Here is a 14,634-nt window from a genome sequence, read left to right on the forward strand (position 1 = left end):
TCTTGTCCACGGCGCTGGTCCACGGCGCCGGTCTGCGGTTGTGCCCCGCAGCGCTGGTTTGCTTGCGTGGCGCTTACGCAGGCAGCTTCAGCTCGCCATTGACCAGGCGCGCGATGCGCAGTGGATTGCCGTCCTTGAGTGCGTCGGGCAACAGGCCGGCCGGCACGTCCTGGTAGCACACGGGGCGCAGAAAACGCTCGATGGCAGTCGCACCCACCGAGGTGCTGCGTGGATCGGTGGTGGCCGGGAACGGGCCGCCATGCACCATCGCATGCGCTACCTCGACGCCGGTCGGGAAGCCATTGAACAGGATGCGCCCGACCTTGCGTTCCAGCAGCGGCAACAGGGCGCCGGCCAGCGCATGGTCGCTCGCGACCGCATGCACGGTGGCCGTCAGCTGGCCTTCCAGGTGGCGCGTGACGGCCAGCAGTTCTTGCTCGTCGCGGCAGGCGATCAATAGCGAAACCGGGCCGAAGATTTCTTCCTCGAGCGCCGGATTGGCCAGGAACGTGGCGGCATCGCACTCGTACAGCGCTGCCTTTGCTGCGCAGCCCGCGCCTTCGCTGCTGCCATGCGCGACGAGCGTGACGCCCGCGATGCCGGCGCGGATGCCAACCGCGGCCGCATAGGCGGAATGGATGCCGGCGGTGAGCATCGTGCCCGCCGGCTTGAACTGCAGCGCGGCCGTTGCCGCAGCGCGGAAGGCATCGAGCTGCGGCCCGGCCACGCCGATCACCAGGCCCGGGTTGGTGCAGAACTGGCCCACGCCCATCGTCAGCGAGTCGACAAACGCACCTGCCAACGCGGCGCCGCCGGCAGCCAGGGCGCCCGGCAGCAGGTAGACCGGATTGATGCTGCTCATTTCGGCGTACACGGGAATCGGTTCCTTGCGGCGGCTGGCAATCTGCGCCAGCGCCAGTCCGCCTGCGCGCGAGCCGGTAAAGCCCACGGCGCGGATTGCCGGGTGGCTCACGAGATCGCCGCCGATCGCGTTGCCTTCGCCGATCAGCAGCGAGAACACGCCTTCGGGCATGCCGCAGTCGAGCGCTGCCTGCAAGACGGCCTTGCCAACCAGTTCGGAGGTGCCGAGGTGTGCATTGTGGGCCTTGACGACGACCGGACAGCCGGCGGCAAGCGCCGAGGCCGTGTCACCACCAGCGACCGAAAACGCCAGCGGGAAGTTGCTCGCCCCGAACACGGCGACCGCGCCGACGGGGATTTTACGCATGCGCAGGTCGGCGCGCGGTGGTGTGCGCTCGGGCAGGGCCGAGTCGAGCGTCGCTTCCAGAAACAAGCCATCGCGCACGACCTTGGCGAACAGACGCAACTGACCGACGGTGCGGCCACGCTCGCCTTCGAGGCGCGCCGTCGGCAAGCCGCTTTCCTGGCTGGCGCGCTCGATCAGCAGCGGGCCCAGATCGAGGATCCGCTGCGCGATCGTTTCGAGAAAATTGGCGCGCTCTTCCAGGCTCAGGGCCCGGTACGGCTCGACCGCGGCATCGGCCAATGCGCATGCGCTGGCCAGGTCGTCGGCCGTGGCAAGGCCGAACGCGGGTTCGAGTTCCTGCTGCGTGCCCGGATTGTAGGCACGCACGGTGCCGGCTGCGCCGCGCACGATGCGCCTGCCAATGATCATTTCTCCGCTGATGTTCATGCGATCTCCTGTGTTGAATTCGTGTAGGCCGTCAATGTTATACGCAATCATGGCTGCCTGGCGAAGTTGGCTGACATCGCTCTGCGTATCCTTAAATTTATTTGTTAGCGCGAACATTCTGCTTGCCAGCATCGTCTGTATTGTTTAGCATGGTCTGCAGCAAGCTCATAGTCGCCACCCACACGCGACACATAAAAACAATCAGGAGACACCATGCCTTCCACGTACGCGCGCCAGCTTGGCGTGTTCGTGGGCGCGGCCGCGGCCATCGTCGTCGGGGCCGCCGCCACGGTCACGGCCACAGCGACGAATGCGGCGAGCGCGACGCCATCGTCCGGCGCCGCCGTGCCAGCGACTGCAGCGGCCACGACGTCAGCCGCCGCCTATGCCTGGGACAGTGTGGCCATCGGCGGCGGCGGTTTCGTGACGGCCGTCGTGCCAAGCCGCAGCGAGCCTGACGTGGTCTACGCCCGCACCGACGTGGGCGGCGCATACCGCTGGAGCGCCCGGGAAGGGCGCTGGCACCCGCTGCTCGACTGGGTCGGCGAAGACCAGACGGGCTTTCTTGGCATCGATGCGCTCGCGATCGATCCGCACAATGCCGCCAATCTCTGGCTGCTGGCCGGCATCGCCTACCTGAACGGCGGCCGCACCGCCATCCTGCGCTCGACCGACTACGGCAAGACCTTCGACGTGATCGATGTCACCGCCCAATTCAGAACCCACGGCAATGGCTTCGGCCGGCAAAACGGCGAGCGCCTCGCGGTCGATCCGGGATCGGTGCAAGGATCGACGGCAGGCCAGAGCCCGACGACACGCCTGTACCTCGGCTCGCGCCGCAACGGCCTGTTCACCAGCAACGACGCGGGCAATACCTGGCAGAAAAACGAAGCGTTGCCGGTCACGACGACGCCGAACGACGTCGGCCTGAACCTCGTGCTGCCTGACCCCGCCAGCGTGGAGGCCGGTCACGCGCGGCGCGTCTTCGTCGGCGTCTCGCGCTTCGGCAGCGTCGGTCCCAACCTGTACCGCAGCGACGATGCCGGCGCGACGTTCCAGCCAGTGCCGGGCGCGCCGATTGACCTGATGCCCCAGCGCGCCGCGCTCGATGGCGCGGGCAATCTGTACATCGCCTACGCCGACGGCGCCGGCCCGCATCCGGACAAGCGCGGCGCCGAACCGATGGAACGGGGCCAGGTCTGGCGCTACGGGATCGCCAGCGGCGCCTGGACCGACGTCACGCCAGCCGGCTGGACCCGTCCGTTCGCCGGCATCAGCGTCGACCCGGCGAACCCGCGCCGGCTCGTCGTCTCGACCATCAACACGTTCATCCGCCAGGGCGACGCCAGGGGCGACCGCATCCTGGTGTCGAACGACGCCGGCGCTACCTGGGCCGACGTCATCGCGCGTGGCTTCCGGCGCGACGCGGCCGGCGTGCCGTGGCTCGAAGGGCACGCGATCCATTGGGCCGGTTCGGTCGAATTCGATCCACGCGATCCGCGCGCGGTCTGGGTCACGTCCGGCAACGGGATCTTCCGCACGGCGAACATCGACGCGGTGCCGGCCACCTGGACGTTGATGGTCAAGGGCCTGGAAGAGACGGTGCCGCTTGGCCTGGTGAGCATGCCGGGCGCGCCGCTGGTGTCCGCGATCGGCGACTACGACGGCTTCGTGCATGACGATCCGGCGCGCCATGGCCGCATCCACCAGCCCGAAATCGGCACCACCACGGGCCTTGACGCCGCGGCGCGCCGGCCCGGCACCCTGGTGCGGGTCGGCGACGCCATGCTGGTCACGCACGATGGCGGCGCCAGCTGGCAGAAGACGCCGACGATGCAGGGCAAGCGCGGCCAGATTGCCATCTCGGCCGACGGCGCCACGCTCGTGCACACGCCGCAGGACTCGACGACTTCGTACCGCTCCGGCGACACGGGCGCCACCTGGACCCCGGTCGCAGGTCTGACGGGCAACCGGATGCGCGCAGTGGCCGATCCGGTGCGCGCGAACGTGTTCTACGCGTATGATGACAAGGCCCTGGTGGCAAGCAGCGACAGCGGCGCCACGTTCACGGCGCGCGCCAGCCTGCCGGCGGGCGGCTCGCGCCTGATCCGCGCGGCGCCCGAGCGCGAAGGCGACTTGTGGGCTCCGCTCAAACAGGGCGGCCTGGCGCGCTCGATCGATGGCGGCGCCAGCTTCAAGCCCGTATTCGATATCGACTATTGCGGCGCGGTCGGCTTCGGCAAGGCTGCACAGGGCAAAACCTATCCGACGGTGTTCATCTGGGGCAGCGTGAAGGGCGTGCGTGGCATCTACCGCTCGCTCGACACCGGTGCCACCTGGCAGCGCATCAACGACGATGCGCACCAGTACGGCGGCCCTGGCGACGGCCACTTCATCGTCGGCGACATGAACCGCTTCGGCGTTGTCTACATGAGCACCGCCGGACGCGGCATCGTGCATGGAAAGCCCGTTACCCAATGACTCTGAATCACACGCTGCGCGTGGCGCTTGCCGCCACCAGCCTTGGCCTTGGCCTGACCTTTGCCGGCGCCGCGCTGGCCGCACCCGACCTCGTGCTGCGCTATGACGCGCCCGCGCAGGACAACGACACCGGCTGGGAAAAGGAAGCCCTCCCGATCGGCAATGGCCGCATCGGCGCCATGGTCTTCGGCCAGCCGGCCCGCGAACACCTGCAGTTCAACGACATCACGCTCTGGACCGGCGACGACAAGACGATGGGCGCCTTCCAGCCGTTTGGCGACGTGCTGGTCGATCTGCCGGCCCATGCGGCGGGCGTGACGAATTACCGTCGCACGCTCGACCTGGTGCGCGGCGTGCACACCGTCACCTACACGCACGACGGCGTGAACTACAAGCGCGAAGCCTGGGCCAGCTACCCGGCGCAGGTGATCGTGCTGCGCCTGTCCGCCGACAAGCCGGGCCGCTACACGGGCAGCGTCGCGCTGACCGATCGTCACGGCGCCAATCTGGCGGTCGCTGGCAACCGGCTGTACGCAGCGGGCACGCTGGCCGGTTTCGTCCTGCCCGACCAGGCGCCCAGCACGAATGTGATGTCGTACGCGAGCCAGGTGCAGGTGCTCAATGACGGCGGCAAACTTGCAGTGGACGGCAAGCGGATCGGTTTTGCGAACGCGAACTCGGTCACGCTGGTGCTGGGCGCCGGCACCAGCTTCGTGCTCGATGCGGCGCGCCGCTTCGAGGGCGGCCACCCACTGTCTCGCGTGACGCAGCAAGTGAGCACGGCCGCGGCGCGTGCCGTCGACGAGCTGCGCATCGAACATGAGCGCGACCTGGGCAGCCTGCTCAAGCGGGTCGAGCTCGATCTGGGCCCCACGCTCGCCGAGCGTCGCGCGCTGCCGACCGATGCGCGCCTCTTGGCCTACACGCGGAGCGGTGGCGACCCGGAACTCGAGGCGCAGTATTTTCAGTATGGCCGCTACCTGCTCACGGCCAGCTCGCGCGGCTCGCTGCCGGCCAATCTGCAGGGCCTGTGGAACAACAGTTATGCGCCGCCATGGAATGCGGACTACCACACCAATATCAACGTGCAGATGAATTACTGGCCGGCCGAGGTGACCAACCTTTCTGAGCTGGCCGAACCGTTCTTCGGTTTCGTGGGTGGACTGGCGCCGGTCTGGCGCCAGCAGACGGCGCAGGAATTCAAGAACAAGGATGGCCAGCCGATCCGTGGCTGGACGCTGCGCACCGAGTCGAACCCGTTCGGCGCCATGGGCTACCTGTGGAACAAGACCGGCAACGCCTGGTATGCCCAGCACTTCTGGGAACATTACGCGTTCACGCGCGACGAGCGCTTCCTGCGCGAGACGGCCTATCCAATGATGAAGGAGGCCGCCGCGTTCTGGCAGGACTACCTGAAGGTGCTACCGGACGGGCGCCTGGTGGCCCCGCAAGGCTGGTCGCCCGAACACGGCCCGGTCGAAGACGGCGTCGCCTATGACCAGCAGATCGTCTGGGACCTCTTCAACAACACGGTCGAAGCGGCCGGCATCCTCGACATCGATCCCGAACTGCGCGCCGAGCTGACGACGATGCGCGACCGCCTGGCCGGCCCGCGCATCGGCAGCTGGGGCCAGCTGCTCGAATGGCTGGACGAGAAACACGATCCAGTGCTCGATACACCCCACGACACGCACCGCCACGTGTCGCACCTGTTCGCGCTGTTCCCGGGCCGCCAGATCGGCCCCGTCAAAACGCCGGAGCTGGCCGCTGCCGCCAAACGCACGCTCGAAGCGCGCGGCGACGCCGGCACCGGCTGGTCAATGGCGTGGAAGATGGCGTTCTGGGCCCGCCTGCACGACGGCGAGCGCGCGCACCGCATGCTGCGCGGCGTGCTGGCAGCACCAGGCACCCGCGCCTTTGAGCAGGGCGGCACCTTCTCGGAACATAACAATGCGGGCGGCACCTACCCGAACCTGCTCGATGCGCACCCGCCATTCCAGATCGACGGCAACTTCGGCGCCACCGCCGCCATGGCGGAAATGCTGGTGCAGTCGCACGCGGGCGAAATCCAGGTCTTGCCGGGGCTGCCCAAGGCGTGGGCCACCGGCTCGGTCAAGGGCTTGCGCGCGCGCGGCGGCTTTGAAGTCGACATCGTCTGGCGCAAGGGACTGCTGAAGCACGTCACCGTGCGCGCCCCGTCGAACGCCGGCAAGGTCAAGCTGCGCTATGGCGCCTGGGTGACCGAGGTCGAGCTCAAACAAGGGCAGAGCCGCACCGTGTCTGCCTCGCTGTTCAAATAAAAAAACGACACCACGAAGGAGACAACCCGCATGACACTGAACCAGATCGCCCGCCGCCTGTCGCATCTCGCGCCACTGTGCCTGGCCTTGACGGCGCACGGCGCGCCCGCCGCGCCCGAGCTGCCGCGCCTCGAGAGCAACGACGGGCGCCACGCCCTGATCGTCGACGGCGCGCCGTACACGATGCTGGCGGGCCAGGCGCACAATTCCAGTAACTACCCGGCGGCCTTGCCGAAGGTCTGGGCCGCGCTGAAAGACGCGCGCGCCAACACGCTCGAGATGCCGATCGCGTGGGAACAGATCGAACCGAAAGAGGGCAGTTTCGATTTCAGCTTTCTCGACACGCTGGTCAAAGAGGCGCGCGAACACAAGATCCGGCTTGTGATCGTCTGGTTCGGCACCTGGAAGAACACGGGGCCCGGCTACCTGCCCGAGTGGGTCAAGTTCGACAACGCGCGCTTTCCCCGCATGAAGGACAAGGACGGCAAGACCGTCTACAGCCATTCGCCGTTTGGCCAGGAGACGCTGGCGCTGGATCGCCGCGCCTTCGTGCGCATGATGGAGCACATCAAGAAGATCGACAGCGCGCACCGCACCGTGATCCTGGTGCAGGTCGAGAACGAGGTGGGCACCTATGGCGTCGAGCGCGACTTCGGCGCGCGGGCGCAGGCCGCGTTCGACCAACCGGTGCCGGCGGCCGTCGCGGCGCGCCAGGCGCCAAAGGTCAAGGGCGTCACGAGTGGGACCTGGACCCAGGTGTATGGCGACTACGCCGCCCAGTACTTTCACTCGTGGGCCATTGCCAGCTACATCGAGTCGATCGCCAAGGCCGGTCGCGCCGTCTACAACCTGCCGATGTTCGTCAACAACGCACTGCGCGAACCGGCGCTGGCCGGAGAACCTGCAGCGCTGTGGAAAGACGGCGGGGGCTTTGCCAGCGGCGGGCCAACCTACGACGTGCTCGATATCTACAAGGCCGCCGCGCCCCACATCGACTTCGCTGCGCCCGACATCTACATGCCGGAATCGAAAAAAGTCACCGCAATCCTCAAGTCGTTCCAACGATCCGACAACGCGCTGATGATCCCGGAGATGGGCAATGCGCCAGGGTACGCGCGCTATGTGTACCAGTCTTTGGGCATGGGCGCGCTCGGCGTGGCGCCGTTTGGCCTGGATTATGCGGACTACAGCAACTATCCGCTGGGTGCCAAACACACCGACAAGCGGATGGTCGAGCCCTTTGCCAAGGTGTATGGCGTGTTCGCACCGATGTCGCGCCAGTGGGCGCGCTGGGCGTTCGAAGGCCGTACCTACGGCGTGGCCGAGGGCGACGACCGCGCCGCGCAGACCGTGGCGATGAAGGGCTGGAAGGCAAACATCGAGTTCCGCGAATTCCAGTTCGGCGAACGCAAATACCTGAAGGACAAGAACGAATACCAGTCGGGCACCGAGCAGCCGGGCGGCGGCGTCGCGTTCGCGCAGATCGGCGACAACGAATTCGTCATCGTCGGCCAGCAGGCGCGCGTCAAGCTCTCCGGCAGCGGCGCCAACGACGGCAAGCCGTCGATGCTGGCGCGGGTCGAAGAAGGGCGCTTCGACGCCAACGGCAAATGGGTCATGGAGCGCAACTGGAATGGCGACCAGACCGATTACGGCCTGAACCTGCCGGCCACGCCGACTGTCCTCAAGGTCCGGCTGGGTACCTACACCGAGTAAGCAGAACGAACAAGCATAACAAGAGTAGCGCGCCGGTCATCCGGACCGGCAGTGCTAAACACAACAGGAGATAGACCAATGCGTATGACACAAGTGGCGGCTGCAGCGCTGATTCTGGCTTCAGGCATGGCTGCCAGCACCGGGGCCGATGCGGGCACCTTCCAGCAAACGGCCACCGGCATCGACGTCAAGCCTGACAGCGGCGCCAAGGTGGTGCGACTGAACCTCATGAGCGACAACATCGTCCAGGTGGTCAAGCTCGACCAGGTCGACAAGACGCTCACGCCATCCCTGATGACGGTGGCCAAACCGTGCGCGAGCAGCTGCGCCTTCACCGTCACGCCCGGCAAGGACGTGGTGCAGCTCAAGGCCGGCAAGATCGCCGCCACTGTCTCGCTCAAGGATGGCCAGGTTGCCTTCTTTGATGCTGCCGGCAAGCGCTTCCTGGCGCAGGCCTCCGAATCGATGCAGCCCGTGAACGTGGGCGGCAAGCCGTTCGTGGCGATCAAGCAGGGCTTCAACCACGGCACGAAGGATGCGTATTACGGCCTGGGCCAGCACCAGAACAACCAGATGAACTACAACGGCGAAGACGTGCTGCTGGCCCAGCACAATATGATCGCTGCCGTGCCGTTCGTCGTGTCCGACAAGGGTTACGGCGTCCTGTGGGACAACAATTCGATCTCGCGCTTCGGCGACCAGACGCCATACGCCCTGATGTCGCGTGACCTGGTGCTGCGCGGCGCCGATGGCAAGAGCGAAGGCCTGACGGCCCGCTACTACGTCGGCGGCAAGCTGGCACTGACCCGGCAAGAGAAAGACATCGACTACCAGTACCTGAAAGACCTCGACGAGAACTGGCCGAAAGAACTGGGCCCACACAAGGACCTGAAGGACGTGCGCGTGGTCTGGGAAGGCACGATGAGCAGCGACAAGCCGGGCGTGCACAAGATGCAGCTGTACTCGTCGGACTACGCGACGCTGACCGTCGATGGCAAGCAGGTCATGGACGTCTGGCGCATGGGCTGGAACCCGTGGTACCACAACTTCGACGTCAAATTCGCCAAGAACAAGCCCGTCAAGCTGCACCTGGAGTGGAAGCCATCGGGCGGCATGGTCGCGATCACCCACAATAATCCGTTGCCTGCGCCCGAGCGCCATTCACTGACGCTGTCGTCCGAGATCGCCGAGGCGATCAACTACTACGTCATCAGCGGCGAGAACATGGACCGCGCGATCGCCGGCTACCGCCACCTGACCGGCCAGCAGCCGATGATGCCGAAGTGGTCGTACGGCTTCTGGCAATCGCGCCAGCGCTACGAGACGCAGCAGCAGCTGCTCGATACGGTCACCGAGTACCGCAAGCGCGGCTGGCCGCTCGATAACATCGTGCAGGACTGGTTCTACTGGCCCGAAGACGGCTGGGGCTCGCACGATTTCGACAAGACGCGCTTCCCGGACCCGAAGGGCATGGTCGACGCGGTGCACAAGCAGAACGCGCGCATCATGCTGTCGGTGTGGGGCAAGTTTTACGCCAATACCGAGAACTACAAGGAGTTCGAGTCCAAGGGGTATATGTGGACCAAGAACGTCGAGAATGGCTCGCGCGACTGGGTCGGCAAGGGCTACCTGAACAGCCACTACGATCCGTACACGAAGGAAGCGCGCGATATCTACTACCGCCAGATGAAGAGCAAGCTGGTCGACCTTGGCTTCGACGCCTGGTGGATGGACAATACCGAGCCTGACGTGCTGTCCAACAGCCGCCTGGAAGACTTCAAGGAACTGATCGGCCCGACCGTGTATGGCGCCGGCGAAATCACGTTCAACCCTTACAGCCTGGTGAGCACGGGCGCGATGGCCGATGGTCTGGCGCGCGACCAGCCGGACAAGCGCCAGTTCATCCTGTCGCGCTCGGGCTTTGCGGGCATCCAGCGCAATGCGGTGGCAGTATGGAGCGGCGACACGGTGGGACGCTGGAACAACCTGTTCGACCAGATCGCAGCGGGCACGAACATGTCGATGTCGGGCATCCCGAACTGGACCCACGACATTGGCGGCTACGCGCAGGAAGTGCGTTACCAGACCGGCGACGTGGGCTCGGCCCAGGAAAACCGCGTCACCTCGCGCGCCGCAGCGAATCCGGAAGACATGAAGGAGTGGCGTGAACTGAACCAGCGCTGGTTCCAGTTCGGCGCCTTCACGCCGCTGTTCCGCTCGCACGGTGAAGTCGTCAAGCGCGAGATCTACAATATCGCCAATGGCGACGACACCATGCGCGACAATATGGTGTGGTACCTGAAGCTGCGCTATCGCCTGATGCCGTACATTTACACGATGGCGGCCGACACGCACTACGGTTCGGGCACGATGATGCGTGGCCTGGTGATGGACTTCCCGCACGACGAGAAGGTCAAGAACATCAAGGACCAGTACATGTTCGGCCCATCGTTCCTGGTGGCGCCGGTGTACGCGTACAAGGCCACGTCGCGCCAGGTGTACCTGCCGGCGGGCGCAGACTGGTATGACTTCCATACGGGCGAGCGCTTCAAGGGTGGCGCCACGCGCACGGTGCAGGCGCCGCGCGAGCGCATGCCGCTGTTCGTCAAGGCCGGCTCGGTCATCACGGCGGGCCCGGTGACGCAGTACGTCGACGAGAAGCCGGATGCGCCGGTCACGCTGTTCGTGTATGCGGGCGCCAATGGCGAAGCCACGCTGTACGAAGACGATGGCGTGACGAATGCCTACCAGCGCGGAGAAGCCAGCCGCATCCGAATCGCCTACGACGACAAGACGGGTGTCGTGCAGATCGGCGAGCGCGCCGGCCAGTACAAGGGCATGCCGATGAAGCGCGAGTTCAAGGTGCGCGTCATCAAGCCGGGCGTGTCGACGGCGGAAAACCTGGACGCGGCCGACCAGACCGTGGTCTATGACGGCAAGCCGGTGACCATCAAGCTGTAACGGCGTCGTTCGTTCGTATCCGGCCGGGCGCGCGCCCGGCCTTTTCCATTGAGGATTCCATGACAAAGCTTGCGCCCCTTCTCGTGCTGACGTTTGTCGGCCTGCTTCACCTGGCCCCCGCGTCGGCCGCCAATCGGATTGCAGCCGACCACGAGTACCTGCAATACACGGGCCGTATCGATGACCGTGACAAAGCCGCACCGGTGTTGAGCTGGCCCGGCACGCAGATTGCCGGCCGCTTCACCGGCACATCGCTGGCGATCGTGCTCGACGACGAGCGCGGCCAGAATTTCTACAACGTCTTCATCGATGCCGCCCGGCAGCCGCTTATCCTGCAGGCAGACAAGGGAAGCAAGGCCTATGTCGTGGCCAACGGGCTGGCCCCGGGCGAACACCGCTTCGTGGTCACCAAACGGACCGAAGGCGCCGAAGGCCCCACCACATTCCAGGGGCTGGAGCTGGACGACAAGGCTTCTCTGTTGCCACCGCCGGCGCGCCCGGTTCGCCGGATCGAATTCTTCGGTGACTCGATCACCAGCGGCATGGGCAACGAAGCACCGGACGATGGTCGCGATGACCTCGCCAAGGACAAGAATAATTACATGTCATACGCTGCGATGACGGCCCGCGCGCTCGGCGCCGAGGCGCACATCACGTCGCAAAGCGGCATCGGCGTGATGATCAGCTGGTTCCCGTTCACGATGCCGGATTTTTACGATCAGTCCAATGCCGTGGGTGACAACGACAGCCGGTGGGACTTCAAACGCTGGACGCCCGATGTTGTCGTCATCAACCTGATGCAGAACGACAGCTGGCTGATCGGGCGCGACCATAAGCTGCAGCCCGAACCGACGGATGCGCAGCGTATCGCCGCGTATCAGGCCTTTGTTGCCCGCGTCCGCGCGCTGTATCCGAAAGCGTATATCGTCTGCGCGCTGGGCAGCATGGACGCGACCCGCGCCGGTTCGGTGTGGCCCGGCTATGTCAAGTCGGCGGTGGCGAACCTGCGCGCATCAGGCGACGCGCGCATCGATACGCTGTTCTTCCCGTTCACCGGCTATGGCCAGCATCCGCGTGTCCGGCAGCATCAGGCCAATGCAGACTTGCTGACAGCATTCGTGCGAACAAAGCTGGGTTGGACGCGGGCCGAGTAGCGGTGCAGTGCCGGTCACGTCACGAGCAAGAACGTCGCACTCTCGCCGGCTTGAATGGTCGTTTGCAGATGCGTCGTTCCCCCCATACGGGCCAGCACATGATCGAGGCAGTAGGTTGCAAGGTGGGTGCGGGCTTGGTCGGGTTGGAAGTGATCCCATAGCACGCTGAACCTGAAGTCGGTATTGCGTTCATCATTCGAACAAGGCTTCCTTCGTATGGTGACTTTGGGGGTTCACTCCAATTGAGCGCAGTCCATGAACGTCCGCTTCGGGTCGGTTCCGGCCTGTCGTGACAGTCAGTGCTTTTTCAAGCCAGGCAACCTGCTAAGCTGACGTGAGCGGCCGGGTTCGGCCAATAACGGTCGTTGAAACCGAATAGAAGTAGGCTCAGGCGGTATCGGGCCTTGCCCTCGATCTTCGCCGAGGCACTGCCGTGGGTAGCACCGCACGATGTAAAAGAACAAGCTGTGCAATGTCGACCACCAGCACCCTTAATCCACCGCCAGACTAAGGCAACCCATGAACAAAAAACTGCTTTCCGTACTGCTCGCCGCGATCCTGCTGCCAAGCTCCCTCCATGCGAATGAACTGTCCAAGGCCGTCGCGCAAGACTACGACACCCACCTTGCTCCGCTGCTGGATTACTTCCACCGCAATCCCGAGCTGTCCTTCCTGGAGGTGAAAACGGCGGCGCGCATGGCCAAGGAGTTACACGCGGCTGGATTTACCGTCACAGAGGGCGTCGGCGGCACTGGCGTGGTAGCGATCCTGAAGAATGGACCTGGCCCGCTGGTGATGATGCGCGCCGACATGGATGGCTTGCCGATGCTGGAAAAATCGGGACTGCCAAATGCCTCGACGGTGATTCAGAAGGACATGGAAGGCAACATGACGCCCGTGGCACACTCCTGCGGCCATGACATCCACATGACAAGCCTGGTTGGCACGGCGCGGCGCATGGCGGCAGAGCGCAGCAAATGGTCTGGCACCTTGATGCTGATAGGTCAGCCAGCTGAAGAGCGCATCGGCGGCGCGCTTGCAATGATGAAGGACAGCCTGTACGAGCGCTTCGGCAAGCCTGATTTCGCGCTGGGATTCCACGTCAAGGCCGACATGGCAACTGGGAAGGTGCACGCCTCGGAAGTCTCGCCGTATTCCGGCGCTGACACCGTTGAGATTTTTATCAAGGGCGTAGGTGCTCATGGGGCATCGCCGCATCGTGGCAAAGACCCGATCGTGCTCGGTGCGATGATCGTCATGGGTCTGCAAACCATCGTAAGTCGTGAACTCAGCCCGCGTGAGCCCGGCCTGATCACGGTGGGCTCCTTCCATGGCGGCACCAAGGCCAACATCATCGGCGACAACGCCAAACTGCAACTGACCGTGCGCAGCGAAAGCGCCAAGACCCGCGATCTCCTGCTGGGCGCTATCAAGCGCATGGCCGAGAACACGGCGCGCGCCGCCGGCATGGCGGAGAACGAACTGCCGGAGGTAAAACTGGTCGATACGCCAGCGCCGCCGGTTCTCAATAATGTCGAGCTAGTGCAGCGCCTGCGCGCAGCCTGGACCAGTAAGCTGGGTCCTGGTGCCATAGGCGACGAAGAGTTTCGCGAAGGTATGGGCTCGGAGGACTTCCCAATGTTCGTGACCGATCCCTATGTCCCGAGTGTCTATTTCACGGTCGGTGGGACGGCACCGGAGAACATCGCCGCCGCCAAGGCAGGAAAACTGCGCCTGCCGAGCCATCACAGCCCTCTGTTCAAGGTGGAGCACGGGCCAGCGGTGAGGATGGGCGTTGAATCGACGGTAGTGGCCTTGCAGGACTTGATGCGCAAGCGTTAAGCTTAAAGGAATATTGACGGTCTTCAACCAACAGCTCCTTATGCTGCCGCTATCGGCCAAGAGCGGACGCAGAAGAACAAGGAGGCCAATGATTTATCTCGACTGTTCGGGAGTGCATTTTTGGATCGCAGCTCGACGAGAAGCATCTTTTTGAGTGAGCGATGGAGATTTCGGGTGTCCTTCGCTGGGAACAAGATACGTTGGTGGTCAGAACGAACCTATCGCAAGCATTCCTTGAAGACCTGTTAGCTTTGTTCAGTCGCTATCAAATACCAATGGCCCAGCTTGCCCAATTCCGAACGTCCAAGAACGAAGACTGGTTTGCCGCACAAAAGATGTATTGGCACAACCGCGTGTTCGGTAAGCCTGCCCGCTAACAGCGTGGCTGTCCGAGTTCCGCTTTGGGTCGGCAGCAGCCGGTCAAATAGCGAGGGTCAGATACCGTCTTGAATTGCAAGCCGATTCGATAAGAAATTTGCGTCGAATGGCTTGCCTGTTCGAATGACACCGTAAATCAGATGGGCCA

7 protein-coding genes are annotated in these 14,634 nt (G+C 64.5%); 6 read left to right on the forward strand and 1 reads right to left on the reverse strand.

Annotated features, from left to right (window positions below):
• Nucleotides 1–73: 73 nt before the first annotated feature.
• Nucleotides 74–1,654, reverse strand: coding sequence for an aldehyde dehydrogenase (NADP(+)) (locus RCH14_RS21890; RefSeq protein WP_343028207.1), 1,581 nt, complete (start codon nt 1,652–1,654; stop codon nt 74–76).
• Nucleotides 1,655–1,867: 213 nt separating this feature from the next.
• Here RCH14_RS21890 and RCH14_RS21895 point away from each other — a divergent pair, with 213 nt between their 5' ends.
• From RCH14_RS21895 to RCH14_RS21920, 6 genes are all read left to right on the forward strand, one after another.
• Nucleotides 1,868–4,135 (forward strand): exo-alpha-sialidase, encoded by a 2,268-nt coding sequence (locus RCH14_RS21895; RefSeq protein ID WP_343028208.1) that lies wholly within the window; start codon nt 1,868–1,870, stop codon nt 4,133–4,135.
• A complete protein-coding gene (locus RCH14_RS21900; RefSeq protein ID WP_343028209.1) occupies nt 4,132–6,435 on the forward strand; it encodes a glycoside hydrolase family 95 protein in 2,304 nt (767 codons plus the stop codon). Before RCH14_RS21895 ends, RCH14_RS21900 begins: the two co-directional genes overlap by 4 nt.
• 30 nt (nt 6,436–6,465) lie before the next feature.
• The gene (locus RCH14_RS21905; RefSeq protein ID WP_343028210.1) at nt 6,466–8,151 is read left to right on the forward strand and encodes a DUF5597 domain-containing protein; all 1,686 of its coding nucleotides are present in this window, start codon (nt 6,466–6,468) and stop codon (nt 8,149–8,151) included.
• A 78-nt stretch (nt 8,152–8,229) separates the two neighbouring features.
• Complete coding sequence (locus RCH14_RS21910) at nt 8,230–11,112, forward strand: TIM-barrel domain-containing protein (RefSeq protein WP_343028211.1); 2,883 nt, start codon at nt 8,230–8,232, stop codon at nt 11,110–11,112.
• A gap of 59 nt (nt 11,113–11,171) precedes the next feature.
• Nucleotides 11,172–12,266, forward strand: coding sequence for an SGNH/GDSL hydrolase family protein (locus tag RCH14_RS21915; RefSeq protein ID WP_343028212.1), 1,095 nt, complete (start codon nt 11,172–11,174; stop codon nt 12,264–12,266).
• Between the two features lie 519 nt (nt 12,267–12,785).
• Entirely contained in the window at nt 12,786–14,108 is a 1,323-nt protein-coding gene (locus RCH14_RS21920; RefSeq protein ID WP_343028213.1) for an amidohydrolase, read from the forward strand.
• Nucleotides 14,109–14,634 lie beyond the last annotated feature (526 nt).

Origin of the sequence: Massilia sp. MP_M2 (genome assembly GCF_039123635.1) — a bacterium.
Lineage (GTDB): Bacteria > Pseudomonadota > Gammaproteobacteria > Burkholderiales > Burkholderiaceae_D > Telluria.